Annotated in this window: 25 protein-coding genes, 1 tRNA gene and 1 pseudogene; 14 read left to right on the forward strand and 13 right to left on the reverse strand. The window is 50.4% G+C overall.

The features are described 5' to 3' along the window. Positions 1-45: 45 nt before the first annotated feature. The 4 genes from prpB to BZG13_RS08570 all read left to right on the forward strand — a co-directional run bounded on the left by prpB (position 46) and on the right by BZG13_RS08570 (position 5,625). The gene (gene prpB, locus BZG13_RS08555; protein ID WP_077486318.1) at positions 46-915 is read left to right on the forward strand and encodes a methylisocitrate lyase; all 870 of its coding nucleotides are present in this window, start codon (positions 46-48) and stop codon (positions 913-915) included. 114 nt (positions 916-1,029) lie between these two features. Beyond that, entirely contained in the window at positions 1,030-2,181 is a 1,152-nt protein-coding gene (gene prpC, locus BZG13_RS08560) for a bifunctional 2-methylcitrate synthase/citrate synthase (RefSeq protein WP_077486319.1), read from the forward strand. Between the two features lie 43 nt (positions 2,182-2,224). Continuing rightward, on the forward strand, positions 2,225-3,676 hold the full coding sequence (locus tag BZG13_RS08565; RefSeq protein ID WP_077486320.1) for a bifunctional 2-methylcitrate dehydratase/aconitate hydratase: 1,452 nt from the start codon (positions 2,225-2,227) through the stop codon (positions 3,674-3,676). Positions 3,677-3,741: 65 nt separating this feature from the next. After that, entirely contained in the window at positions 3,742-5,625 is a 1,884-nt protein-coding gene (locus BZG13_RS08570) for a propionyl-CoA synthetase (RefSeq protein ID WP_077486321.1), read from the forward strand. Positions 5,626-5,796: 171 nt separating this feature from the next. On the opposite strand, the gene BZG13_RS08575 is transcribed toward BZG13_RS08570, so the two are convergent. Together BZG13_RS08575 and BZG13_RS08580 are read right to left on the reverse strand one after the other, a co-directional pair. Further along, on the reverse strand, positions 5,797-6,984 hold the full coding sequence (locus BZG13_RS08575) for a class I SAM-dependent methyltransferase (protein WP_077486322.1): 1,188 nt from the start codon (positions 6,982-6,984) through the stop codon (positions 5,797-5,799). 185 nt (positions 6,985-7,169) lie between these two features. After that, positions 7,170-8,543 carry a methyl-accepting chemotaxis protein gene (locus BZG13_RS08580; protein ID WP_077486323.1) on the reverse strand — a complete coding sequence of 458 codons (1,374 nt, stop codon included), beginning with the start codon at positions 8,541-8,543 and terminating at the stop codon, positions 7,170-7,172. A gap of 81 nt (positions 8,544-8,624) precedes the next feature. Between BZG13_RS08580 and yccX the strand changes: the two genes are divergently transcribed. Next, the gene (yccX, locus tag BZG13_RS08585) at positions 8,625-8,897 is read left to right on the forward strand and encodes an acylphosphatase (RefSeq protein WP_069362831.1); all 273 of its coding nucleotides are present in this window, start codon (positions 8,625-8,627) and stop codon (positions 8,895-8,897) included. Positions 8,898-9,021: 124 nt separating this feature from the next. Here yccX and BZG13_RS08590 read toward each other — a convergent pair whose 3' ends face one another. The 3 genes from BZG13_RS08590 to BZG13_RS08600 all read right to left on the reverse strand — a co-directional run bounded on the left by BZG13_RS08590 (position 9,022) and on the right by BZG13_RS08600 (position 11,706). Next, complete coding sequence (locus BZG13_RS08590; RefSeq protein WP_077486324.1) at positions 9,022-9,351, reverse strand: TusE/DsrC/DsvC family sulfur relay protein; 330 nt, start codon at positions 9,349-9,351, stop codon at positions 9,022-9,024. A gap of 201 nt (positions 9,352-9,552) precedes the next feature. Next, positions 9,553-10,221 (reverse strand): Bax inhibitor-1/YccA family protein, encoded by a 669-nt coding sequence (locus tag BZG13_RS08595; protein ID WP_046073363.1) that lies wholly within the window; start codon positions 10,219-10,221, stop codon positions 9,553-9,555. Positions 10,222-10,428: 207 nt separating this feature from the next. After that, complete coding sequence (locus tag BZG13_RS08600; protein WP_077486325.1) at positions 10,429-11,706, reverse strand: NRAMP family divalent metal transporter; 1,278 nt, start codon at positions 11,704-11,706, stop codon at positions 10,429-10,431. 581 nt (positions 11,707-12,287) lie between these two features. On the opposite strand from BZG13_RS08600, the gene BZG13_RS08605 reads away from it, so the two are divergent. The 4 genes from BZG13_RS08605 (at position 12,288) to BZG13_RS08620 (ending at position 15,407) form a co-directional block, all read left to right on the forward strand. Next, on the forward strand, positions 12,288-13,496 hold the full coding sequence (locus tag BZG13_RS08605; protein WP_077486326.1) for a NupC/NupG family nucleoside CNT transporter: 1,209 nt from the start codon (positions 12,288-12,290) through the stop codon (positions 13,494-13,496). Between the two features lie 180 nt (positions 13,497-13,676). Beyond that, positions 13,677-13,767 (forward strand) — tRNA-Ser (locus tag BZG13_RS08610). A 405-nt stretch (positions 13,768-14,172) separates the two neighbouring features. Further along, complete coding sequence (locus BZG13_RS08615; RefSeq protein WP_077486327.1) at positions 14,173-14,880, forward strand: hypothetical protein; 708 nt, start codon at positions 14,173-14,175, stop codon at positions 14,878-14,880. 26 nt (positions 14,881-14,906) lie between these two features. Continuing rightward, the gene (locus BZG13_RS08620; RefSeq protein WP_077486328.1) at positions 14,907-15,407 is read left to right on the forward strand and encodes a CC0125/CC1285 family lipoprotein; all 501 of its coding nucleotides are present in this window, start codon (positions 14,907-14,909) and stop codon (positions 15,405-15,407) included. Positions 15,408-15,664: 257 nt separating this feature from the next. Here the strand turns inward: BZG13_RS08620 and BZG13_RS15635 are convergent. The 3 genes and pseudogenes from BZG13_RS15635 to BZG13_RS08630 all read right to left on the reverse strand — a co-directional run. Next, positions 15,665-15,868 (reverse strand): annotated as a pseudogene (locus BZG13_RS15635) (IS91 family transposase); the annotation flags it as partial. 113 nt (positions 15,869-15,981) lie between these two features. Next, positions 15,982-16,521: a hypothetical protein gene (locus BZG13_RS08625; RefSeq protein WP_158074877.1), complete on the reverse strand. Its 540-nt coding sequence runs from the start codon at positions 16,519-16,521 to the stop codon at positions 15,982-15,984. Continuing rightward, positions 16,469-16,846, reverse strand: coding sequence for a hypothetical protein (locus BZG13_RS08630; RefSeq protein WP_077461097.1), 378 nt, complete (start codon positions 16,844-16,846; stop codon positions 16,469-16,471). The genes BZG13_RS08625 and BZG13_RS08630 overlap by 53 nt, the downstream gene beginning before the upstream one ends. Positions 16,847-16,960: 114 nt before the next feature. Between BZG13_RS08630 and BZG13_RS08635 the strand changes: the two genes are divergently transcribed. Then, on the forward strand, positions 16,961-17,440 hold the full coding sequence (locus tag BZG13_RS08635) for a GNAT family N-acetyltransferase (RefSeq protein WP_077486330.1): 480 nt from the start codon (positions 16,961-16,963) through the stop codon (positions 17,438-17,440). Between the two features lie 62 nt (positions 17,441-17,502). Beyond that, entirely contained in the window at positions 17,503-17,694 is a 192-nt protein-coding gene (locus tag BZG13_RS08640; protein ID WP_077486331.1) for a hypothetical protein, read from the forward strand. A gap of 13 nt (positions 17,695-17,707) precedes the next feature. Here the strand turns inward: BZG13_RS08640 and BZG13_RS08645 are convergent, their stop codons facing one another. The 4 genes from BZG13_RS08645 to BZG13_RS08660 form a co-directional block, all read right to left on the reverse strand. Further along, positions 17,708-18,535: a TauD/TfdA dioxygenase family protein gene (locus BZG13_RS08645; RefSeq protein ID WP_077486332.1), complete on the reverse strand. Its 828-nt coding sequence runs from the start codon at positions 18,533-18,535 to the stop codon at positions 17,708-17,710. Then, positions 18,532-18,783 (reverse strand): hypothetical protein, encoded by a 252-nt coding sequence (locus BZG13_RS08650; protein WP_077486333.1) that lies wholly within the window; start codon positions 18,781-18,783, stop codon positions 18,532-18,534. Before BZG13_RS08650 ends, BZG13_RS08645 begins: the two co-directional genes overlap by 4 nt. 194 nt (positions 18,784-18,977) lie before the next feature. Continuing rightward, positions 18,978-19,214, reverse strand: coding sequence for an RNA recognition motif domain-containing protein (locus BZG13_RS08655; RefSeq protein WP_021023687.1), 237 nt, complete (start codon positions 19,212-19,214; stop codon positions 18,978-18,980). 117 nt (positions 19,215-19,331) lie between these two features. After that, positions 19,332-19,775 carry a MarR family winged helix-turn-helix transcriptional regulator gene (locus tag BZG13_RS08660; protein ID WP_077486334.1) on the reverse strand — a complete coding sequence of 148 codons (444 nt, stop codon included), beginning with the start codon at positions 19,773-19,775 and terminating at the stop codon, positions 19,332-19,334. A gap of 176 nt (positions 19,776-19,951) precedes the next feature. Here BZG13_RS08660 and BZG13_RS08665 point away from each other — a divergent pair, with 176 nt between their 5' ends. From BZG13_RS08665 to BZG13_RS08675, 3 genes are all read left to right on the forward strand, one after another. Continuing rightward, complete coding sequence (locus tag BZG13_RS08665) at positions 19,952-20,380, forward strand: organic hydroperoxide resistance protein (protein WP_077486335.1); 429 nt, start codon at positions 19,952-19,954, stop codon at positions 20,378-20,380. Between the two features lie 187 nt (positions 20,381-20,567). Beyond that, positions 20,568-21,092, forward strand: a complete 525-nt coding sequence (locus tag BZG13_RS08670) for a GNAT family N-acetyltransferase (protein ID WP_077486336.1) — start codon at positions 20,568-20,570, stop codon at positions 21,090-21,092. Between the two features lie 92 nt (positions 21,093-21,184). Further along, positions 21,185-21,907 (forward strand): hypothetical protein, encoded by a 723-nt coding sequence (locus BZG13_RS08675; protein WP_077486337.1) that lies wholly within the window; start codon positions 21,185-21,187, stop codon positions 21,905-21,907. 52 nt (positions 21,908-21,959) lie between these two features. Here the strand turns inward: BZG13_RS08675 and BZG13_RS08680 are convergent, their stop codons facing one another. After that, complete coding sequence (locus BZG13_RS08680; protein WP_077486338.1) at positions 21,960-24,101, reverse strand: PAS domain-containing sensor histidine kinase; 2,142 nt, start codon at positions 24,099-24,101, stop codon at positions 21,960-21,962. Positions 24,102-24,107 lie beyond the last annotated feature (6 nt).

Below are 24,107 nucleotides of genomic sequence, written 5' to 3' on the forward strand. Positions count from 1 at the left end.
GCGGTGGTGAGCCCCGCTAAGCCACGAATTTACAAGGAGAATACGATGAGTGCAGGTGCACGTTTTCGCCAAGCGGTGCGCAGCAATATTCCGCTGCAAGTCGTCGGCACCATTAACCCCTATTGCGCCATGATGGCAGAGCGAGTAGGGCATCAAGCCATTTACCTGTCAGGAGGCGGGATTGCTAATGCCTCTTATGGCTTACCGGATTTGGGGATCACCACGCTTAACGATGTGTTGGAAGATGTCCGCCGGATCACCGCAGCAACCGATGTGCCCTTGCTGGTGGACATTGATACCGGTTTTGGCGGTGCGCTCAATATTGCTCGCACTATTCGTGAAATGGAACGAGCCGGCGCGGGGGCGGTGCATATGGAAGATCAAGTGGCGCAAAAGCGCTGCGGTCATCGTCCCAACAAAGAAATTGTCAGCCAAGCTGAAATGGTCGACCGCATTAAAGCGGCGGTGGACGCGCGCACCGATCCTGAGTTTGTGATCATGGCGCGCACCGATGCCTTGGCAGTGGAAGGCATGGACAGTGCTGTTGCCCGCGCCAGAGCGTACGTAGAAGCAGGGGCGGACATGATTTTCCCCGAAGCCATGCAAACGCTCGAACAGTACCAAGCCTTTGTCGAGCAAGTGCAAGTGCCGGTACTGGCCAATATCACCGAGTTTGGGCAAACCCCACTGTTTACCAGCCAAGAGCTGGCGAGTGTGGGAGTCAGCATGGTGCTGTATCCACTCTCTGCGTTTCGCGCCATGAACCAAGCCGCCCTCAATGTGTATCAACACCTACTGGATGATGGCCACCAAAAAAACGTGGTCGACACCATGCAAACCCGTGATGCGCTCTATGACTTCTTGGGGTATCACGCCTACGAAGAGCAATTGGATCGCCTATTTGGAAAAGAGTGATCACGGACGCACACCCACGGTGTGAAAACGTCGGTTACACCACTGGAATTATCATCACGTTCACGGATTCATGCAGCGGTTGAATCTGATGGCATCAAAGGAAAGGAGCCAATCATGACACATGTCGCCGTCGCACCTAACGAGAAACCAACCTCTGGCGCAGGCCTGCGTGGCCAAAGTGCCGGCACCACCGCCTTGTGTACGGTCGGGCAAACCGGCACTGGATTAACCTATCGTGGTTATGACATTACCGATTTAGCCAATCACGCCCAATTTGAGGAAGTGGCTTACCTGCTACTCAAAGGCCAACTCCCCAATCGCCAAGTGCTCGCTGACTACACAGAAACCTTGGTGGGTAAGCGGGGATTACCTGACGCCTTAAAGGCCGTGCTGGAGCGAATTCCTGCTAATGCGCACCCCATGGATGTAATGCGTACTGGTTGCTCGATGCTGGGGAACTTGGATCAAGAAACCGACTTTAGTGAGCAAGCAGATAAAACCGATACCCTGTTGGCAATGTTGCCGGCCATTATCTGCTATTGGTACCGCTATTCGCATGATGGCGTGCGGGTCGATACCTATCAGCCTGAGGTGAAAAGCATTGGTGGCTACTTCCTCAAAATGCTGACTGATGAAACTCCGTCGTCACTGCATGAATCTGTGATGCATTGCTCACTGGTGCTGTATGCCGAGCATGAGTTCAATGCCTCGACCTTTACTGCCCGTGTGTGCGCCTCCACTTTGTCCGATTTGCACTCTTGCATTACCGCGGCCATCGGCAGTTTGCGCGGCCCATTGCATGGCGGTGCCAATGAAGCGGCGATGGCGATGCTAGAACAATGGCGCACGCCTGACGAAGCTGAAGCAGGGCTAATGCAAATGCTCGCCAATAAAGACAAAGTGATGGGCTTTGGCCATGCGATTTACCGTGAATCAGACCCCCGCAATGCGCTTATTAAGCATTGGTCGAAACAGCTGGCGCAGAACGCACCAGACGCTTGGCTTTATGATGTGTCTAAGCGGGTTGAGCAGGTGATGAAGCGCGAAAAAGGCTTGTTCCCCAATGCCGATTTTTATCATGCGTCGGCCTACCACTTTATGGGGATCCCGACCAAATTGTTTACCCCGATTTTTGTGATGAGCCGAGTAACGGGCTGGGCGGCGCATGTGTTTGAGCAGCGCGCCAATAACCGCATTATTCGCCCCAGTGCCGATTACGACGGCCCTGAACACCAGGATTGGCTACCTATCGATCAGCGCCCCTAATCGGCGCGCATTCACCCGATTGAAATTACAGAAGGAATTGACCATGAGCAACAACGTAGAACTGAACCAGCGCCCGGATCCCGATGCGTTATTGGTGCAAATTGCCGATTATGTCGATAGCACGCCGATTGCCTCGGCAGAAGCCTACAACACCGCGCGTAACTGCCTGATAGATACCCTAGGCTGTGGCTTGCTGGCGCTACGTTTCCCTGAATGCACCAAACACCTGGGTCCACTGGTGCCGGGGACGACTGTGCAACATGGTGCGCGTGTGCCGGGCACCTCCCACGAGCTTGATCCGGTCACTGCCGCGTTTAACATCGGGTGTGTTATTCGCTGGCTCGATTTTAACGATACTTGGCTCGCCGCCGAGTGGGGCCATCCGTCCGATAACCTAGGTGGCATTTTGGCCACTGCCGATTATTTAAGCCGTGTGGCCGTGTCCGAAGGCAAACCGCCGCTTACCATGCGCGATGTGCTGACTGCGATGATCAAAGCGCATGAGATCCAAGGCGTGCTTGCTCTTGAAAATAGCTTTAACCGCGTCGGGCTCGATCACGTTTTACTGGTGCGCGTGGCGTCGACGGCGGTGGTCACCAAAATGCTGGGTGGTAATCGTGACCAGATCATTGATGCCGTTTCACAAGCGTGGGTCGATGGTTGTGCGCTGCGCACCTACCGCCATGCGCCGAACGCCGGGTCACGCAAATCGTGGGCGGCGGGCGATGCCACCTCCCGTGCGGTGCGCTTGGCGATGATCACCATGAAAGGTGAAATGGGCTTGCCGTCGGTGCTCAGCGCACCTAAGTGGGGTTATTACGATGTGCTATTTAACGGCAACGCTTTTAGTGTCAAACAAGACTTTGCCAGCTATGTGATGGAAAACGTGCTGTTCAAGATCTCCTTCCCAGCAGAGTTTCATGCCCAAACTGCGGTAGAAGCGGCGGTGACCTTGCATTCACAGATGAAAGACCGCGTGGATGAGATTGAACGTATTGAAATCACCACCCATGAATCGGCCATTCGCATCATTTCTAAAGAAGGGGAGTTGGCTAATCCGGCTGACCGTGACCACTGCCTGCAATACATGGTGGCAGTACCGCTGCTATACGGCAATCTAGTGGCCGAGCACTATGAAGACGCTTTCCATCACGCCGATCCGCGTATTGATGCGCTACGGCAAAAAATGGTGATCAAAGAAGACCCACGCTATAGCGCGGAATACCTAGAAGCCGACAAGCGCTCGATTGCCAATGCGATCCAAATCTTCTTTACCGATGGCAGCCACACTGAACAAGTCGCGGTGGAATATCCGATTGGTCATCGCCGTCGCCGCGAGGAAGGGATCCCTGTGCTGGAGCAAAAATTCCGCTCCAACTTGGTAACTCGGTTCCCGCAAGCACAGAGCGATAAAATTGCCGCCTTATGTAACGACCAGGCCGCGCTGGAGAAAACCCCGGTGCACGAATTTATGTCGCTGTTTGTGATTAACTAAGCACGTTCTCAACACGTTGCTTGCTAACTCATCGCTCGCTGATCGCGGGCGATAAGGAGCCGCTTATGCAAGAAGCCAGTTATCAACACCACGCGGATTGGGCTAGCCGTGATCCCGAGGGATTTTGGCAGGCACAGGCCAAACAGCTCGATTGGTTTACCTTTCCTCAAACCATGCTTAGCAAAGACGACAATGGCATTGAGCGCTGGTTTGCCGATGGCACTATGAACACCGCGTATATGGCACTCGATGCCCATGTCGAACAAGGCCGGGGCGAGCAAACCGCGCTGATTTACGACTCACCGGTTACCGATAAAAAAACCACCTACACCTATGCGGCGCTGCGTGACTATGTGGCGAAAGTGGCGGGCATGCTGGCAGGGCTAGGGGTTGAAAAAGGCGATCGCGTGGTGATTTATATGCCCATGATCCCAGAAGCAACCGTAGCGATGCTCGCGTGTGCACGGCTTGGTGCTATTCATTCGGTGGTGTTTGGTGGCTTTGCCCCGAACGAGCTGGCGGTACGGATTGAAGATGCGGAGCCCAAAGCGGTGCTCACCGCCTCATGCGGGATTGAAGGCGAGAAAACCTTGGCGTATAAGCCGATGGTTGATCAAGCCATCATGGACAGCCGCTACAAACCCGACCATGTGGTGGTCTATCAACGTGCAATGTGCCGCGCCAATTTAGACAACCCGCGTGATGCCGACTGGGCAGCGTTATTGGCTGAAGCAAAGCCTGCAGCACCGGTGCCCGTCAATGCTACGGATCCCTTATATATCCTCTATACCTCCGGTACCACGGGTAAACCCAAAGGCGTAGTACGTGACAATGGCGGCCACGCGGTGGCGATGAAGTACAGCATGAGCGCGATTTATAACGTCAAACCCGGTGAAGTGTTTTGGGCCGCGTCGGATGTCGGCTGGGTAGTGGGGCACTCGTATATTGTGTATGCCCCTTTGCTACACGGCTGCACCACGGTGATGTTTGAAGGCAAGCCAGTCGGTACACCGGATGCGGGAGCGTTTTGGCGCGTGTGTGATGAGTATAACGTCAGCATCTTATTCTCGGCGCCTACCGCCTTTCGGGCGATTAAAAAACAAGATCCAAACGGTGATCACCTTGCGCGCTATCCAATGACATCCTTACGCACGGTGTTTATGGCGGGCGAACGGCTTGATCCACCGACATTGGAATGGGTGGAAGAAAAGACCCAGCGACCCGTGGTGGATCACTGGTGGCAAACCGAAACTGGCTGGGCGATTGCAGGCAATCCATTAGGGTTAACCTGCTTTGCGACCAAGCCCGGCTCGGCAACCATGCCAAGCCCTGGCTATCAAGTGCAGATCCTTGATGAAATGGGCGAACTGGCGGCGCCAAACCAGCAAGGATACATTGCCGTAAAGCGCCCTCTGCCACCTAGCTGCCTGCCGACGGTGTGGCGCAACCACGATCGTTTTGAAGCCGGCTACCTCAGCCAGTTCCCCGGCTATTATGTTTCCGGTGATGGGGGTTACATGGATGAAGATGGCTACGTGTTTGTGATGGGACGGATTGATGATGTGATTAACGTCGCAGGTCACCGTTTATCGACCGGCGAAATGGAAGAGGTGTTAGGCAGCCATGAAGCGGTCGCCGAATGTGCGGTGGTGGGCATGCACGATGAGCTTAAAGGCCAATTGCCGCTCGGCTTAGTGGTGCTGAAAGACGGCTTTGTCTCAGTGAGTGGCGAGATAGAACGGGAATTGGTGCAGCGTGTGCGTGACAGAATTGGCGCAATTGCTTGCTTTAAACAAGCAGTTATCGTCGATAAGTTACCCAAAACACGCTCAGGTAAAATCTTGCGCCGAATTATTCGCCAAATGGCGGATGGCGAGTCGTATCAAGTCCCCTCGACCATTGATGACCCTAGCAGTTTGGAGGCGATTGCCTCGGCGTTGTCATCGTAAGCTTTGTTATTCAAGCTTTATTATTTAGGCCTTGTTATTCAGGGCTTGCTATTTAGAGCTTGTCATTTTGGAGCTTGTCATTCTGAGCGTGACAATAGGTGCGACAACGCGTGGTATCACAGCAATACCACGCGTTAAGATAAGAGCGCGCTTATTGAGTGATGCGCGGGCTTATTGAATCAAACACGCAAACCCTTTGAGGTAGAAACCTTCTGGATAAGCACTGTGAGTGGGGTGATCCGCGGCTTGTGCAAAGCGTTCGATAAACTGCACGTTTTTACCCGCATCTAATGCCGCGTCCGCCAAGATCTTTTGGAATAACCCTGAGTCCATTAGCCCTGAACATGAATAACTGAGCAGCACACCGCCTGGGTTTAGCAGCTGCATGGCGAGCATATTGATATCTTTATAACCGCGGCATGCGCCGGTCAGTTGTGATTTCGATTCGGCAAACTTGGGCGGGTCCATCACAATGACGTCAAACCGTTCGCCTTGTTCGCGATAAGTGCGCAGCAGCTTGAACACATCGGCATTGACAAATTCCGCGCGGGTAAGATCAAAGCCGTTACGTTCGGCATTGGCTTTGGCTCTATCGAGCGCCGGCTGCGACACATCGACATTGATAATCTGTTTGGCATTACCTTTTTGCGCATACAAGCCAAAGCCGCCCGTATAGCAAAAGCAGTTCAGTACACGTTTGCCATCCATGTATTTCACCGCTTGTTCGCGACTATCACGCTGGTCGAGATAAAAACCGGTTTTGTGGCCATTGGTAATATCAACCTCAATTGCCACGCCATTTTCTTCGATGATGACGGACGCAGGCGGCTCCTCACCGTGCAGTACACCCACACGAGGCTTGAGACCTTCTTTTTTACGAATGGCCACATCCGAGCGCTCGTAGATATGACAATCTGGGAACTCGGTACGCAGGGCGGTGACCAGATTATCACGCTGGGCATCCGCGCCGGCGCTGAGCAATTGGCATACCAAGTAGTTATCGTACTTGTCGACAGTGATGCCGGGGACACCGTCTGACTCGGCGGCCAATAGACGGTAACCGGTTAAGCTATCACGCTCGGCGAGCATGGTACGCAGTGGCTTAGCCGCACGAATACGGGCGAGGAAAAAGTCACTGTCGATGACGGTTTTCTCAAAGCACCACATGCGTACCCGAATTTGTGATTGCGGCGAGAATGCCCCTAGGCCTAAAAATTCGCCTTGATGATCACAAACAGTGACAGTGTCACCTGATCCGGGCTTGCCTTCAACGCGGGTGATTCCTCGCGAGAAAATCCAAGGATGGCGGCGTTTGATTGATTTATCGCGGCCTTTGGCGAGATACACAGTGGCAGTCATGATGGTTCCTAACAATGGGTGGTGCAAAACACGTCAAAATGCTGAGTGAAGCACCTGCATCATGACGTGACTTGCGGATAAAGCAAAAAGGGCGGGTATTGTCGAGCAAGGCTGACAGCATTGCAATAAAAACGCGCCCAGAGTAGGGCGCGCGATAAGGGGAATGATGGAATCAAACCATGGCGTTAGGTGCGAAGCCCTGCCACTAAGGTTTTAAGCTGGTGGGCTTGTGCGCCAAGTTCGCTCACTTCGGTAGCGGAATCACGCAGCATTTGGGCAACCTGGGTAGACTGGCTGCGTACTTGCTCCACATCTTGCGAAATCGTACCCGCAACATTACCTTGCTGCTCAGCAGCGGCGGCAATTTCGGTGCTGCGATCGGCAATGGTGCCACTGCGCTCAGCGATTTGGCTGATCTCCGTATCAATCTCTTGCACCGCCGCTTCACTGGACGACGCATTTTCAACTGTGCCTTCCATCACCCGGCGCAGCTCCGCGGTATGCGTTTGCAGTGACTCAATCATCGACTGAATATCTACCGTGGACTCTTGGGTGCGACTGGCCAGTGTGCGTACTTCATCGGCCACCACGGCAAAGCCGCGGCCTTGCTCACCGGCACGTGCCGCTTCAATTGCGGCGTTAAGGGCCAACAAGTTGGTTTGTTCACTGATGCCATTGATGGTGGTTACCACGGTACCAATTTGCTCGGCGTTTTTGCTCAGCTCGCTGACTTTATCCGCCGCTTGGGCAATTTCAGCGGCAAGGCCGTTAATCGCGCTCATGGTTTGTTGAACTTGCTGACGTCCCTGGTTTGCAGCCTCGGTGGCCTCTTGCGTTTGGGTCGAGGTGTCCGTGGCATGGCTGGCTACTTCGCGAATCGAGCCGGCCATTTCTTCGGTGGCACTGGCCAGTGAATCAAGATACTGGCGCTGACTCTCACCCAAGGCTTCACTTTCATCGCTCCGCTGTTGCAGACTGGAGGACAGACCATCCATCATTTCCGCGCTTTCCTGGATCGCCTTCACCAAGTTTTGCTCGCGCTCGAGCACTTTATCGATAGTAACGGCAATTTGGCTAAACTCATCACGAACAGGGATAAAGTTCATCCGGTAACTTAGCTCACCATCTGCTAGCTTTAATAAAGCTTGGTTCATGGTGTACATCGCACCGCCAATAAAGGTCATGATGTAGTAAATCAGCACCGCAATCACCAGCACCATACCAAGGAGCAGGCTCCAATCGGTGGCGCTCATATGGCTAAACAGCGAGCCGTCGACTTGGTAGGCAAGCTCATTGCCATTAAAGGTAAAACCGGTTTGCTGGTTATTGAGTAAGGTTTGCACCTCGCCTTTCGGGAGGTCGTATTTTTCAACCATGGCTTGAATGGCTTGACCTTCCGCTTCCATTTTGTGTGCCACACGGGTATCCGAAGCAGCATCCAAGGTAAGCGCAATCACAACCATTGCGAGCAAGGGGAGGAAAAAGATAAGGTAAAATTTTTCTTGTAGCCGAAGGTGGATAAAGTATTTATCAATCCATCGAAACGCAACTTCTTTCATGACGCCATCCTGTCAAACGACTTGTCTCATGTAGCGTTATACAGGTGTCGTTTTGCAATGGGAATATAGCAGAGGTGACAGATGTCTCAAAAATGTGTCAAAGCCTATGTCACAGGTCACGTTCAGGGGGTTGGCTTTCGTTATCACACCGCCCATGAAGCGTTAAAGCTTTCATTGACCGGATACGCGAAAAATCTGCCGGATGGTCGCGTTGAGGTATTGGCCTGTGGCCGCGAGGAGTCAGTGGACGCGTTAATGACGTGGTTAGATAAAGGGCCACCGACAGCAGGCGTCGATCAGGTTGACAAAGAAGGAGCGGAATGGCGCGCCGTTGATGGGTTCGCCATCTTATAGCGTCTTAATAACAGGTCTCAATAATAGGTCTCAATAACATAGAGCCTAGTGCCAATCGTTACATGCGCCGCGAGGGTGTGGCGGCGCTTGATTTATCGGCCTCGGGACTTGTCGGCCTCGATCACTAGAGGCATTTAGCGGGCTTGGGTAAGCCTGCCAGCTTGGTGGCCTGTTTGGCTGGGCCTTTCGGGAACAGCTTAAACAAGTACTTGCTGTTGCCTTTTTCTGGGCCGTATTCTTTTTCCATCGACTTAACCAACAAACGCACCGCTGGTGAAGTGTTGTACTCTTGATAAAAATGGCGGACAAAGTGAATCACTTCCCAGTGTGCCTCGGTCAGCGCAATGTTTTCTTGTTCGGCAAGCAGCGGCACCAGGGCTTCGTGCCAATCGTCCACATTTTTTAAATACCCTTGCGCATCCGTCTCAATGGTTTCACCTTCATACACCAGCATAGTCTTACCTTTGTTCGTCATCTGATCGGACGTTATCGTTGTTATTAAAGCTGCAAAGCATAGCGAGCAGGGAGGGCGAGTGCAACTGGCGTTCAACCGCGACTTCGTGCTGCGCGCCGCACTGAGTGGGTGCGCCATTTAACGACAAAAAAGCCGGCGCGTGCCGGCTCTTTGTGTTTGTTACTGACAAGTCCCTAGGGTTTAGTCGTCGTTCATAAAGCCAAGAATGCTTAGCATGTGAACGAAGATGTTGAAGATGTTCAAATATAGCGACACTGTGGCGCGGATGTAGTTGGTCTCGCCGCCATTAATGATGTTGCTGGTGTCATACAGAATAAAGGCTGAGAAAATCAGTACCGCGATGGTGCTAATTGCCAGGCTCAACGCTGGGATCTGCAAGAAAATATTCGCGACCATTGCCACTAATAGAGCAATCACACCGGCAACCAAGAAACCACCCATGAAAGAGAAGTCTTTCTTAGAGGTAATGGCATACGCCGATAGGCCTAGGAACACCATCCCTGTGGTGGCAAGCGCCTGCATCACAATGCCTGGGCCGCTAGAAAGGCTCAGGTAGTAAGTCAGGGTTGGGCCGAGTGAGGCACCCAGCAAGCCGGTGAAGACGAATGTCCACACAATACCGGCAGAAGAGTTCATGGTGCGTGGTAGCACAAAGAACACGATCGCCAACGCACCTAGGGTCATACCTAGCGACATCATTGGGCCGATGCCGACAGCGATAGCGATAAAGGCCGCGATAGCACTGGTGATCAGTGTCATCGATAGCAGTGCATACGTGTTACGTAGCACCTTGTTTGTAGATAACGCACTCTGCTGTGACTGGCTGTGCGAAACGATACGATCGTTCATAACGTTCTCCCGGTTGGGTTAACAATCCATTTTTATATACGACAGTTATGCGGGCAGTCGTTCACTTTTTCAAGCTGCCCACGTCCTTAATCTAAACCACGACTGGCTTTTATAGGGTTAATAATACCTTATCCGCGCCTAACACCGATGGTGAAGTTGTAAAGGGATGTTAACCCAGCCCTTAAAGCGCGAACAAGGTAAAGTTTGTTACATCAACCACTTCCACCAGACGAACACGGCCAAGAAACCAAATAAATAGACCAGCCCGGTGATTGCCAATGCGCGCATCGCCTTGCTCATGGTCACTTCGGGTGGTAAACGGTGCTTGGTCACCAAAATATAGTTCAATAGCGCGAAAAAGGGCGTGGTGACAAATGCCGCGACCATGGCAAAATCAAGCATGGTCAGCAGCGCCCCAGTCCAAAATGCTACGATAGCCAGTGCCAACACAGCGATCAGTACCATCCAGCCTTGTGTAACTGCGGGTTTTGTTTCTGCTTCTGTTTGCTCGCGTAATAACCGTTGCGATTCGGACACCACCCGCGCATAGCCATCGATTACCGTGATGGTGCTGCCGAAGATACAGAAAAAGGCGACCACCGCAATCAAATAACGTGACCACTCGCCAATGGTGGCGGCATACAAACTCACCAATTGATGAGAAAAGCCAATACCGGATTGTTTCAGTTCAACCCCGCTGCCGTGCAGAAGCAGGGCACCCAGTGATAAGAACACAATCGCCAATAGCGCGGTGCCAATGTAGCCGACGTTAAAATCAAACAGCGCCGCTTGGGCATTGATTGGCTCAGATTGCGCTTTGCGCTTGAGCCACACCGACGTAATACTAGAAATTTCAATCGGGGCGGGCATCCAACCCATGGTGACCACGATAAAGCCAATCGCTGCTACCGACCAAATCGACGGCGCATTAAAACTAGGCTCGACCGCGACTGGGTTACCGACCGCAACTGTAACCGCGACCAAAGTGGCGCAAGTTAGCGTTGCCATGATTACTTTAGCAAGCAGATCCAATGCCTTGTAGTGGCCAGCAATTAATATCACCAGGCAAGTGATCACAATAATGGTCGACAACACCGTTAGTGACAGATCAAACGGCACAAAATAGCTTAATAAGCTGGCGCTAAATAAGGTCAAGGCCGCGGTGTTAATAACACCAGACACGGCACTCAGTGCAACAAACAGCCACARGTAAGGGCGGCCTAAGCGCGCATAGCCTTCTACCAGCGTTTCGCCAGTGCCTGCGGTATATTGTACGCCTGCTCGAAAAAAGGGGTATTTAAATAAGTTAACGAGCAGGATCAATGCTGCGAGCTGCCAGCCATAAATAGCACCGGCCTTGGTAGACGCAACAAGGTGAGATCCGCCTACTGCCGCCGCGGCCATCATTATCCCTGGCCCTAAAGCGCGTAGGCGTTGCATCACCGACAAGCTGGGCGCTGTCTGGTGCGAAGAGACGGTTTGCATGGTTGTTTCCTTTATAATAATTGCGTTGTTGTGTTTGCTTAATTTTATGATTTAACGCTATTGCTTTTATATTTTACGCGTAAGGCCGATTTTTATCGTTTTGCCTTCAGTGTTTTTGTCAATAGCTACCCATGAATAGCATATGAGTTAAACGTGTCAACCAGTCTTGCCATATTTATTCAGCATAGGCGTCACGCTGGGTGCGAATGACCAACACCGCTAACCTGACATAAATATAAAGCGATAAATATCCGACCATTGTCTGAGAGAGCAGACAGCGCCGGAAAAGATCTTAGCAGGGTGCAATCAGGGCTGAATAAGTGTGATCTAAGATCAAATTCTGCTGGAAATGAGACTCCAATCACAATAGAATGCTCGCCCAACATGCGCTCTTTGCTCAGTGATAGGCAAAGAGTGGCTGTGTCGCGATTCGCGGCTGAAGAAAAAGCGTCCAAGGTAGGGCCCACCTTCACCGAACCCGCGGTACGATGTAACGCATGATGGAACCTCTTGCCTCCCCGGCAGCGTGTCGTACTCATCCGTACCGCAAGTGCAATACAACACGGCAAGGTAATCTATTTATGCAACTCCTCTATAGTGCGGCAGGTCTCGTCGCTCTGGTTCTGTGCGCGTGCGCATTTTCCACTAACCGTAAAGCTATCAATTGGCGTACCGTGTTCGGCGCGTTTGGCTTGCAAGCTGGGTTTGCTGCCCTGGTGCTCTATATTCCCTTTGGTCAAGCCATGCTTGGGACTATGAGTAATGGCGCGGCTAAGTTGTTATCGTTCGCCAACGAAGGCATCGAATTTGTATTTGGTCCGCTGGCCAATGATGGATTTATCTTCGCTGTTAAAGTTTTGCCGTTAATCATTTTTATCAGTGCGCTGATTTCTCTCCTTTATCATCTCGGCATTATGCAGTGGGTTATTAAATTGCTCGGCGGGGGCATACAGCGATTACTCGGCACCAGTCGAGCTGAATCGCTGGTAGCCACCAGTAACATCTTTCTTTCTCAGGGCGAATCTCCTTTGGTGGTTCGCCCTTTTCTTAGCAAAATGACTCGCTCAGAGCTATTTGCGGTGATGGTCGGCGGTATGGCCTCGGTGGCCGGTAGTGTGCTTGGCGGTTATGCCGCGATGGGTGTAGATTTAAAATACCTGATTGCGGCGAGCTTTATGGCGGCACCGGGTGGGCTATTGATGGCCAAAATCATCGTCCCAGAGACCGAAACACCGGCCGAGCAAAGCCAGGTTGAGATCAGCGATAGCGACCAAGCAAACGCGATTGATGCATTGGCTAGCGGTGCGATGAACGGCATGAAAGTCGCGGTTGCGGTCGGCACCATGCTGGTGGCCTTTATCAGTGTGATTGCGATGCTAAACGCCGGGCTGAGTAGTTTAGGGGAGCTGGTCGACATTGACGGCTTAAGCCTAGAAATGTTGTTTGGTTACCTGTTCTCACCCCTGGCGCTGCTTACCGGTGTACCCGTGCATGAAGTGTTTGATGTCGGCAACCTCTTGGGACAGAAGATTGCGCTTAATGAGTTTGTCGCCTTCTTATCCTTTGCCGATATCAAAGCGAACTTGTCGGTGCAAAGCCAAGTCATTGTGACCTTTGCCTTGTGTGGCTTTGCCAATATCGGCTCGATTGCCATTCAACTTGGCTCGATTGGTGCCATGGTGCCCGAGCGTCGCAAAGATGTGGCAAGCTTAGGCGTGCGCGCAGTGATTGCCGCCACCTTTGCCAACCTTATGAGTGCCGCACTGGCGGGTATTTTTATCGCGCTATAAACATTGCGCGGTAACGAGACTCGGTTAAAGTATCTCAGTAAAAGCAGGGCGATTGGCGGCAAGCTAATCGCCTTTTGCTAACATATTCGCCAAGCTGATCACAGCTTGAGCGAACAGACAAGAGGCGGTAAATAAAGGGTTTACAAGCCACAGCGAACCCAATAATATACGCCGCGTTCCGGAGAGATGGCTGAGTGGTTGAAAGCACCGGTCTTGAAAACCGGCAAGGGTTAATAGCCCTTCTAGGGTTCAAATCCCTATCTCTCCGCCACATATAAAAAAGCCGCTGCTCAGTCAGCGGCTTTTTTGCGTTTATCCCCTCCACAAACTCCCAAACCCTGACCGCGCCAACATTTTAGACGCCTTTGCCTAAACACACTGCCCAGCATCTGATAACCTAGCCCGCAAAAAATCGCCCTGTAAGGCCTTTTGGACGCCGCCAACCAGAGGGCGGTAGCGTGGGTGTTGCCGAGCCTATCACCTCGTTCCCACGCTCCTGCGTGGTAACGCGTTATGGGTTAGGTGGTACTGTTTCGGGATAATGTGAACGCTTCAACCATGATAGGCGGCATGCACACTTTCTCGGAAAAGAGACAGACCCTAAAGGCTCAAAATGTTATTCATAACAGTGATTTAGATAAGAAAAGCCGCGTATAACGATTTTGGGAAATCGCGCATGCGCATTAATACAATGTTAGGCTCTACTATGGAACTTGTGCAAGCATCTATCCATTTACTTGAGAGTAGCCCTCTCGAAGGTATTTCTAGAGGACTACTCTATTATGTGCATACCGGCAGGAATGCTTGGCATAGTACGTGGGTAACTCAGTATGCAAATGGCTGCATGCACACTACTCTAGAATCTGCAAAAGAGTATGCTGAAAAGAGAAGAAATCGGGGCACGGTATTTTATATCAAGCAATTACCGTGTTTAGTCTTTCGCAGCAAAGGCGCTTGCATATTAGTCACTGAAATAAACAACAAAAATCCTCTCTCTGGATATTCCCCCGACGCAACAACCAAAGAGGTAGCATACGGCCTTAGTAAAATTGAAGGCGCACTTGATAACTACCTTAAAATGGGCGCCCCTATTAATGGGGTAGCAATGTCATTTCTTCCAAGCAGTAGATTTTGGAATCTAAGGCCAGGACCAAGGGACTCAGTAATTATTCTATCGTGTAAAAATCCTGCCTTGTCAGTAGAAAAAGTATCCAGCGATAACTTACTGGCTTATAAATCCTACTCTAATGGTGGCAATTACTATCTTGGCTGGTCTGGAATTGAATCTGAAATAAAGAGGCTGGCAGTATTGCAGCTATATCGAAAAGCCAAGCCTAACAAATCAAGGAAGAAGGACGCGCAAAAAGCGCGCGCCTCTTCTTGAGGCGTTATGTGCCCAAAGGAGAAATTATGAAGCATCTATCAATATTGATTTTGGTGGTAGCCTTTCTACAAGGATGTGCAACCACTTATCAAAGCAGCGGGTTTTCTGGTGGTTACTCAGAAACGCAGTTAGACGAAAATGTATTTAAAGTCACTTTCAGGGGCAATGGATATACAAGCAGAGAAAGAGCATCAGATTTTACGCTATTGCGAAGCGCAGAATTGACATTGCAAAGTGGATATAAGTATTTCGCTGTTATTGATGCTAATAGTTATACATCAAACAGCACATATACTACCCCAACAACATCAAATACCACTGCAAATGTTTATGGATCAGGCAACTATGCTTACGGTAACGCGACAACCACAACCTATGGTGGTCAAACCTACAATATCTCTAAGCCTAGTTCGTCAAATACAATAGTTTGCTTCAAAGAAAAGCCCGAAAATGTATTGAGCTACAATGCTGAGTTTATATACAAAAACATCACGCAGAAATATGGCATTCAGCCTGCTGCGAACTAAGCACATAACAAATAAGAATAAGTGTCGCGCAGCCGACACTTTATTTGGGTGTTGAACAAGCCCGTTGCTTTATTAAGTAAATAGCTCGAATGCGCATAGGTAGGCGCTGCGTCTGGCACTTTTTTCAGCGCGAGCGCAGCCAAGAAGTGAGCAGGTAAGACATCACTTCAATACGTTACGTTAACGATGTGGTTTTTGTCGGTTTGCTCTCCTGTGTTTAAGTGAACGCCATTCTCCTTATTCTGTTCGCCTTTCGGCTACCTCGGTAGTGTCACGCCCACGCAGACCATGAGCCGCTCCCCGCATGTAGGACAACATCGTGTCGTATGCTGCTCAGGGGCCGCCTCAACGGGCAAGGTATGGTGTGCCATGTGAAGCAATATACGTTGAATATGGTATCGCTTGTGTTTGGCGCTGCCATGCAATAAGCCATAGTCACGCACGCGTTGTAGCCCTTTGGGTTAGTGATGATAACAATATTCGTAATACGATTGTCGGAATTCACTTAGCTACCACAGCTACTGATTATTTTCGGATTTTATGGTGTTGTAGCATCGGTTTGATATCTCTACAGCTATTTATTGCTCTTTTTAAATTCAGGGTATTGCTCAAGAAATTCAATCATATCAAAAGGCATGACTTTTGGTTGTCGTTTGTACCATTTTACAAGCGGTTTTACGTCCAATGCATTAAAGTCACGTTTAAAGTCACTACTCCGATATACATTTGATAGCTCGAGCCACTCGTCTAAGTACTGTGTATCTTTCGATTCAGAAGTATATGCTAACAATGCAGAGTTGTAGGAGGATAGCTCTTTTCCCCAGCAATCAATTTCTGCTAGATGTTTAATATAACCAGTTGCTGCTACTTTTTCGCTTCGACTAAGATTAACAAACCAGCTTTCCTTGATCGGCTCTAATGGTTGACGATTTTTACGGCAATTACTTGCTTTTTCTTCTAGTGCAGAATAAGTGCTATCCATTTCGGACTTTAAAAATTCTTCCCATGTAAGGGCATGGCCTACAATAGGAAGGCTTATCAGTAAAAGTAAGGTGGCTTTTCTACAGAGCATTAGAAACACATCTCCAAAATTCGTAATCTTTTCCTGTTGCATTTAGAGCTGTCATATCAGCGTGATCTTGCAGTCTACGGCGCCGAATAATTCCTACACTTTTAAATGCATCAGCGAAACCTTTCCAGTCATATATACTGATATTAATGCCTGTGGATACTACTGATGCTGAACCCTCAATAATAACTGAACCATTCGCACTTCTTGATGCAAATAGTTGAAATAGTGGAACACCAGATAAGACTGCTTCAAGTACATTGGCAGTATCGATTATCCTGTTCATTTCCTTGATGCCATCAAGGGTCTGAGCGCTAGGCTCAAAGCTATCTATATTGCAAAAATCACCTTTAAAGCTTGAAACCGGCATACCTGTTCCCTGAAAGTCATTATCTCGGTATTTAAAAGTAAATACTTACAAGAGTCACAGAAAGCCTTATGATATTGGAGCATCATCACGTAAATATCAATTTTTAAGACGCCCATGCCTCTGACTTTCCGCCCCATCAATCTTGAAACCGATTTTGCTTATTGCGTGGCTGCACGTCGGGACGCTTTTGTGTGTAGCTTTGGATCCGATGCGGGGTTTGAAGAATTCCTGGCTGGCTATTATGAACGGGTGAGTGAACGCATGAATCAGCCCGAGTGGTTTTATCGGCATATTTTTGTCGATGGAGAATGGGCTGGGCAGCTTGAATTTCGCAGCACGTCGCCAGAGCCTGAGACTGGTTATGTGCATCTCATCTACCTTGCACCTGCCTTTCGTGGCCGAGGGTTAGCTCCTTTGCTGCAGCGCTATATCGAAACCACCTTAACAAACGCGGGGTGTCGGCGAGCAATGCTTTCTGTGAGCCGTGATAACCATCGCGCGCTAACCTTTTATCGCCAGCACGGCTGGGAATWTGTTCGCGCTAACCCCAAACATGCGAAGACTGATTTTTATCAGTGTTGGTTGCCGGCGTAGATACTTATTCGCGCCAATATGCGATTATGGCGCGATAGAATGTTTCAGTAGGCTAGTGGCTTATGACACTGATATGCCAATCAAAAAGGCTCAATATCCGACAGTTTCATCTCGACGATGCGCCGTTTATTGTGGAGCTGCTTAATGATGCGTCGTTTATACGCTATATGCTCGAAAAGCTCGGGTTTCAGCTACAATGCCAAATCATGCTTTATGGGCATAGCAATAATCTATATGAATATACCCGTACCTGAGCGCCGTTAGGTGTTACTGAGCACTGTCACCCTGAACCGTGACGCGGTGCAATCGTCTGGGCGCGTCGCCATAATCGGTTACTGCGTAGTGTTGGGTGGCGCGATTATCCCAGATCGCCACCGAATGCTTTTGCCAGCGAAAACGAACGTGATATTTCGATTGGCGTGCTTGACTAAACAGTGTCGCCAGCCGTTGTTGGCTATCAGCCTCTGACCACTCAGCAATCGCGCGAGTAAATTGCTCGTTAATAAATAGCACTTCTTGGCCGGTTTCAGGGTGGGTCTGTACCATGGCACGGCGAATAGGCGGGTAGTCTTGAGCGCGTTTCGAAACCACACTCAGGCCGTCGGCGTCTTGATGATCGTAACGGCTGCCTTCAAAGGCGTGCAGTGCGTGAATGGTGTTGAGCTGGCGTAGCTCGGTTTTTTCTTCCTCGGTTAGATCGGCCCATACTGCTGCCATGTCACACCAAATCGTATCTCCGCCATGTTCTGGCACATATTGCGCGTGTAAAACCGAGCATTTGGGCGGCACCGCTTGCCATGTCATGTCGGTGTGCCAATAGCTTTGGCTGGGTGGATTGCCGCGGCTGGTTTCAATTACGACCACTTGGTTGTTGTCGGGCAGGTGAGGGAAAAACGGGTGAGGTGGCTCAAGCTCGCCAAAGCGTTTTGCCAGTGCGACATGGTCGTTGGTTGAGAGAGGCTGCTCGCGAAAGAAAAGCACTTTGTAGCGTAAAAATGCTTGGTATAGCGCCGCAAACTCAGTGTCTGACAGCTGGGATAAATCGATATTATCGACTTGCGCCCCTAACGTATTGCCTAAAGGGGTTATCTTCATTTGAACCATACCTTACCGCCAATGAATTTGTAGGCTGGTGTGCCTCGCATTAGGGTGTCACGCGCAAAGGGCTGTTGGCACTGAGGGCAGTGACACGGCGTGGTGGTGGCATCCTCAACAATCCTTTCTTTAAAGCACTTCACCAAAGCGCCTTTACCACCTTTTCGGTATTTAAACAGCTGTGCGTTACAGCGTTTACAGAAAATATCGATGGTTTTGGTGGGGCCTTTTTTATTCGGTTTTGCCATTTTGATTGCTCGAGCGTCACTACATGCCGAAAGCTTGATAGTGACGAGTCGGGCGTAGGCTGTCAATCAGCTATCGTTTAATGACGCTTTACGTTATTAACGCTTGGCAACCATAAACAAAAGCCAACACGGGTGATCGTGTTGGCTATCGTTCCCGCCTCACAGCCAATATAAGTGCAAAGGGCTTTTTTTGCTTAGTTCGCGATTTTCACGCGGATTTTGCTCTTTGCAACGCTGGCCAGGTTCAGTGCGGCAATTGCAGCGTTGGCCTGGGCATCGTCAGGCATAGTCACAAAAGCAAAGCCTTTGGATTCGCCAGTCTCTTGATCCAGCACCAGATTGCAGTCGGTGACGTCGCCGTGTTCAGAAAACAGCTGACGGAGTTCTTGTTCGGTGGTGGTGCGTGCAAGGTTGCGAGCTAAAAGTTTCATTATTGTCCGTTAATATCGAGGTAACAACACCGATTGTCTCAGTAAAGGATGCCACGACCAAGTAATAGTTTGGCTTTCTTATCGATACGTTAGCCTTGAGTGCTGCTCAGCCGACGTTTATGCGTCGCTTTCCCCTAAGTCATGATTGATTTTATCCAGCAGCGCAATAAGTTGCTGGGCTTGCTGATCATCAATGCTAGGAAACTTACAACGAATCTTTTCAGGAATTTCCGCTGCTTGGTGCTGCAGCTCAATGCCTTTGCCCGTCAATGTTACCCACCGCTTTCGCTTATCGTCTTCGTCTTTCACTATGGTGAGCAAGCCTTTATCGCCCATCTTTTTCAAAATCTGCGTCATCGCGCCACCATCAATGCCGGTTTTCTCAACCAGATTTGCGATCGCGAGTCGGTCAGTTTCCCACAGCGCCATCATCACTACATATTGCGGGTAGGTGAGATCAAGCTCGGTCAGCCAGGTTCGGTAGGCGCGCGAAATACCGTTGGAGGCCTTGTATAAGCGGTGACAGATTTGGCTATTGAGCTTCAATTGGGGATAGGTCATGGCTTGTCATTGTCCGTGTGTCTAGTGAGTATTTTATTTTGCGCGCAAAGTATTTGCAATGTTGCGTGATGTGATTTAATGTTTTGCATACAAAATAAATAACACAAGCCGTCTTCACCGTGTTTGCTCAGTGCGATAGAGCAAGCCGCAAGTGGACTGGAACACAGGAGAGTGAAATGAAAGAGCTACAAAGTGTTGCCTATACAGCAAAAGCCACCGCTACTGGAGGCCGCGAAGGGTCTGCAAAATCTGATGACGGACGTTTAGATGTGGCGCTTTCCACGCCTAAAGGTTTGGGCGGAAACGATGGCGAAGGCACTAACCCTGAGCAGCTTTTTGCTGCCGGCTATGCGGCGTGTTTTATTGGTGCGCTGCGTTTGGTGGCCGGTAAAGCAGGCGTGACCTTGCCGGAAGACACTCACATTAACTCAGAAGTTTCGATTGGTCCTATTGATGGTGGTTTTGGTATTGCCGTGAAGTTGGCAGTGTCTGTTGGCGATCTGGATAAAGACACCGCGCAGTCATTGGTCGAGCAAGCGCACCAAGTATGCCCGTATTCCAATGCGACACGTGGCAATATTAAGGTCGAGCTGTCAGTGATTTAACATCGCTAGCACGCTATGATAGGGAGCGCTGTCAATCAGGGCTCCCTTTTTTATGTCCGCTCTTTAAGGGAGCAGCACGTTGTTGGGTGCTCCCTGACTAGAAGTGCCCAGTATTGACCGCTAAGACTATTGACCACTAAAACTAGCGCACAGCCCTATACCAATAACAAGGATGATGAGAACTGGTATGTCAGAAACCACCACTAGTCAGCTCACCAAGATACGCGTCGATCCACTGACTGATGAGGATATCGACGGTGTTCGCCAGGTATTGTTGCCTGATCAACAAGCAAAGTTTGCGGGGACCGCTGACGAATTTCTTGCTGAGACCAGCGAGACTATTCACCGCCATGGGATCAAGCGATCGGGCAAGACGGTAGGCTTTTTTAAACTCGATACTGACTATGCGTCTCAGTATGACTTTTGCCCGCCAAAGACATTGGGCCTGCGCATGTTTGTAGTGGATGCGCGTTATCAAGGGCAAGGTCTAGGCACCGATGCGGTTAAAGCCTTGCTTGAGTATTTGCCCGTTGCTTATCGTGATTTCAATTGGGTGTATCTCACTGTGAACTGTCAAAACCCGGCTGCTAAAGCCTGTTATCAAAAAGGCGGCTTTACTGATACAGGCGAGCTGTACTGGGGCGGCGCGGCAGGGCCTCAGCATATTATGTATGCTGCGATTGACGCCGATAATAAGGGCAAAGCGCAATGAGAAAGGGCAGAACCACAACGTTTGGTCATATGCGACAATGGCTTAGGGCAGGCTTAGACTTGCACACGATGTGCCAACAGACAGCTCGAATCATGAGTGTGTTGTTTGTCGGGGGGCTATCAACGGGGGCCTATGCGCAAGGGTTGGATCTTCGCGTTGAAACCGGCGGGGTGACGTTTAGCAAAAATGATGTCAGCATCCCCGGAGATACTGGCACTCGCTTTGATATGACCGATTTAACCGGCCGATCCGCAACGCCTTACTTGCGTTTGTATGGCACGTATCAGTTCCATCCCCAGCACGCGGTACGCCTAACCTTTGCGCCTCTCTCTGTCGATGGTCGTGGCACGCTGTCAAAAAGCATCCAGTTTCAGGATCAGCGGTTTGCCGCCGAGCAAGCCATTGATGCGGATTATCAATTCAATACCTATCGTGCGACATACCGCTGGACGTTTTACGATCAAGGCCCTTGGCAGTGGGGCATCGGTGCCGCCGCCTTGGTGAGAGATGCTGAAATCACCCTCGCGCAAGGTGAAACAAAAGCAACGAAGTCCAACGTTGGCGTGGTGCCCTTGTTGCATGGGTATGGTCAATATCGTCTATCCGATCGCGCGGCGTTGATCTTGGATGTGGAAGGCGCGTGGTCACCCATGGGACGTGCGGTTGATGCGGCGCTGATGTTGGAGTATCACCTTGGCGATGGCTGGTATGGCGCTCTGGGGTATCGCACCCTAGAAGGTGGGGCTGACAACGATGAAGTCTATAACTTTTCTTGGCTTCACTATGGCCTAGCCAGCCTCCGGTACCGGTTTTAAAGATTCAAGCCTGATTGTAGGCACGAGTGGGCTATGTCTGGTAGTTTAATGATCATGCTGGCTGAAAAGTAAGCGTGAAGGTCAGGCCGCCTTGGGCGTTGGCTGCAGCTCGTATTTTACCATTTATATCCCGCACGTTATTGGCGGTGATTGCTAATCCTAACCCAARTCCCTCACCGATTTTCTTCGAGGTGACAAACGGCTCGAACATGGTCTCCAAAGCCTCTTCTGACGTCCCGCAGCCGTTGTCACTCACCGTCAGTTCGACTGCCTTTTTGGTGGGCGTGACCACAAACACCAAAGTCGGCGAAGCGGTATTTGCCATCGCATCGCATGCGTTAGATATCAAGTTTCCTAGGATTTGTAATAACCTTTGTCCTTCACCGAGTATCATGGGGGTGTCGTGAGGCATACGCACCCGCACATCAATGTCTGCCAACTGAGCTTGATACACACGCAAGGTTTCGTTGAGGGCATCGGGTAAAGAAACGGCATGCAGGTGGTGCGGTTTGTTGTAGGCGAAGGTTTTGAGTTGGCTGGTCATATTAGTCATACGATCAATCAGCTTTTGCACCAGCTGGTTATTGGTTTTAACTTTTTCCATCTCGCCGCGTTCAGCGAACAAGGTATTGGTGGTGAGTAAGGTGCGAAGGCCGGTAAGTGGCTGATTAAGCTCATGAGTAATAGCACTCGACATTCTCCCTAAGGCGGCCATTTTGCTGGTCTCAATCAGTTGCGCTTGTGCTTGTTGCAGCGCTTGGGTGCGCTCTTCCACGCGCTCGGTGAGCGCTTGGTTCATCTGCTGGAGTGACTGTTCCGCTTTTTTACGTTTGCTAATGTCAATCAACGTCGCCAGGTAGTATTGCTCATCATGCCAAGGGAAACGGGTGAGTGAGAAAAGCGCAGGAAAGACGCTACTGTCGCTGCGACGTGCCATGGTTTCAACCGCATTGAGCTCAGCCAATTCATTATGTTTGTCGAGATTTTTCAGCAAGGTGAGGGTGGTGGAGTGTGGATTGCCGGTATCAAACAACTCCCAAGCAAAAATGCGGTGATGATTGTTTTCTGGCAAGCCAAATAGCCGTTTGGCCATCGGGTTAAGATCATACAGCGAGCCTTGTTCGTCAATGAGCAATAAACCGACTTGGGTTTTATCAATCATTTGTTTCAGTCGGCGTTGCGACTCTTGCAATAGGCTTTGAATTCGCTGCTGGTGACGGTGTTTCTGCTGCCGTTGTTGGCCGATGATCAGCAATAGAATGACGACAAGTAGGACGGCTGCCACTCCCCATGCGAACAGGTTTGCGGTGTCTTTTATCGGTTTATAGGGGGTCAGGTAACTCACTGACCATTTAAGGTCGTCCAGTTTTACCGTGTGGCCCAAAAACGGGGTGGCATTGAAGCGCCATTGGCTGATGGCGGTGCTGTCGTAGAGGTAGCGTGTTTGTCTCTCCACTGTTTGTTTATTACCTTGCGTTGGTGCTTGTGACCCGTTCAGTCGGGCTGCGTTCAGCTGGGCTGCATTCAGCCGGGCTGCGTTCAGCCAGTCTGCACTGTACTGGCTGCTGCTTGAGAGGAAAAACCGCTGTTGCCGATTTTGTAGCAGAATGAGGTCATCACTGGCGATGGGTTGCTCGGTAAGGAAGCTAAGGTCAATTTGTACCACCACAATGCCGGCGATGTTGAGGTCATCAAAAACAGGGGCAGAGAGGTAATAAAGCGGCCCATAGCCTTTGGTTTTATTCACCAAAGACACGCCTTCACCTTGGCGCAGCACTTGCTCGACGATTGCCAACCGGTCGGGGCGGCTAAAGCGTTCATCAATCAGGCTAGAGGCGAGCACGTCGCCTGATGTAGAGAGCAGTGTCCAGCCTTCGGTATTGGCGGCTTTATCGAGTTGTGTCAGTTTCACTTGGAAAGCGACGGTCTCGTGGCGCTCTCCTTTCACAATTGCCAAGGTATCAGGGTGGTTGGTAAGCAAATAAGGCAGGTGATAAAAGCGCCTTAAGGCACGGCGAACGTCACCGATATAGTTTAAAAGCTTATTCTGTACCTCGGCGTGTGTTTGCATACTTAATCCCTGATAGGCTGCTTCGCGGCTGATCCCATAAAAGAAAAGCACCAACACCCCAGAGAGAAACAGTATTGCCCAGGTTTTCTTGCTGTCTTGGTGGGTACGGTGATGATTCTGCATAGTGTG

This window comes from Salinivibrio sp. ML323 (assembly GCF_001995745.1).
Classification (GTDB): Bacteria; Pseudomonadota; Gammaproteobacteria; order Enterobacterales; family Vibrionaceae; genus Salinivibrio; species Salinivibrio kushneri.

Bases quoted from the DNA above. Each gene is read 5' to 3' on its own strand.
- BZG13_RS08580 (WP_077486323.1), bottom strand. From the start codon at position 8,543: ATGAAAGAAGTTGCGTTTCGATGGATTGATAAATACTTTATCCACCTT.
- prpB (WP_077486318.1), top strand. From the start codon at position 46: ATGAGTGCAGGTGCACGTTTTCGCCAAGCGGTGCGCAGCAATATTCCG.
- BZG13_RS08665 (WP_077486335.1), top strand. From the start codon at position 19,952: ATGAAAGAGCTACAAAGTGTTGCCTATACAGCAAAAGCCACCGCTACT.
- BZG13_RS08645 (WP_077486332.1), bottom strand. From the start codon at position 18,535: ATGAAGATAACCCCTTTAGGCAATACGTTAGGGGCGCAAGTCGATAAT.
- yccX (WP_069362831.1), top strand. From the start codon at position 8,625: ATGTCTCAAAAATGTGTCAAAGCCTATGTCACAGGTCACGTTCAGGGG.
- BZG13_RS08590 (WP_077486324.1), bottom strand. From the start codon at position 9,351: ATGCTGGTGTATGAAGGTGAAACCATTGAGACGGATGCGCAAGGGTAT.
- BZG13_RS08595 (WP_046073363.1), bottom strand. From the start codon at position 10,221: ATGAACGATCGTATCGTTTCGCACAGCCAGTCACAGCAGAGTGCGTTA.
- BZG13_RS08575 (WP_077486322.1), bottom strand. From the start codon at position 6,984: ATGACTGCCACTGTGTATCTCGCCAAAGGCCGCGATAAATCAATCAAA.
- BZG13_RS08625 (WP_158074877.1), bottom strand. From the start codon at position 16,521: ATGCAACAGGAAAAGATTACGAATTTTGGAGATGTGTTTCTAATGCTC.
- BZG13_RS08660 (WP_077486334.1), bottom strand. From the start codon at position 19,775: ATGACCTATCCCCAATTGAAGCTCAATAGCCAAATCTGTCACCGCTTA.
- BZG13_RS08640 (WP_077486331.1), top strand. From the start codon at position 17,503: ATGACACTGATATGCCAATCAAAAAGGCTCAATATCCGACAGTTTCAT.
- BZG13_RS08670 (WP_077486336.1), top strand. From the start codon at position 20,568: ATGTCAGAAACCACCACTAGTCAGCTCACCAAGATACGCGTCGATCCA.
- prpC (WP_077486319.1), top strand. From the start codon at position 1,030: ATGACACATGTCGCCGTCGCACCTAACGAGAAACCAACCTCTGGCGCA.
- BZG13_RS08570 (WP_077486321.1), top strand. From the start codon at position 3,742: ATGCAAGAAGCCAGTTATCAACACCACGCGGATTGGGCTAGCCGTGAT.
- BZG13_RS08630 (WP_077461097.1), bottom strand. From the start codon at position 16,846: ATGCCGGTTTCAAGCTTTAAAGGTGATTTTTGCAATATAGATAGCTTT.
- BZG13_RS08650 (WP_077486333.1), bottom strand. From the start codon at position 18,783: ATGGCAAAACCGAATAAAAAAGGCCCCACCAAAACCATCGATATTTTC.
- BZG13_RS08605 (WP_077486326.1), top strand. From the start codon at position 12,288: ATGCAACTCCTCTATAGTGCGGCAGGTCTCGTCGCTCTGGTTCTGTGC.
- BZG13_RS08655 (WP_021023687.1), bottom strand. From the start codon at position 19,214: ATGAAACTTTTAGCTCGCAACCTTGCACGCACCACCACCGAACAAGAA.
- BZG13_RS08620 (WP_077486328.1), top strand. From the start codon at position 14,907: ATGAAGCATCTATCAATATTGATTTTGGTGGTAGCCTTTCTACAAGGA.
- BZG13_RS08565 (WP_077486320.1), top strand. From the start codon at position 2,225: ATGAGCAACAACGTAGAACTGAACCAGCGCCCGGATCCCGATGCGTTA.
- BZG13_RS08615 (WP_077486327.1), top strand. From the start codon at position 14,173: ATGCGCATTAATACAATGTTAGGCTCTACTATGGAACTTGTGCAAGCA.
- BZG13_RS08675 (WP_077486337.1), top strand. From the start codon at position 21,185: ATGAGTGTGTTGTTTGTCGGGGGGCTATCAACGGGGGCCTATGCGCAA.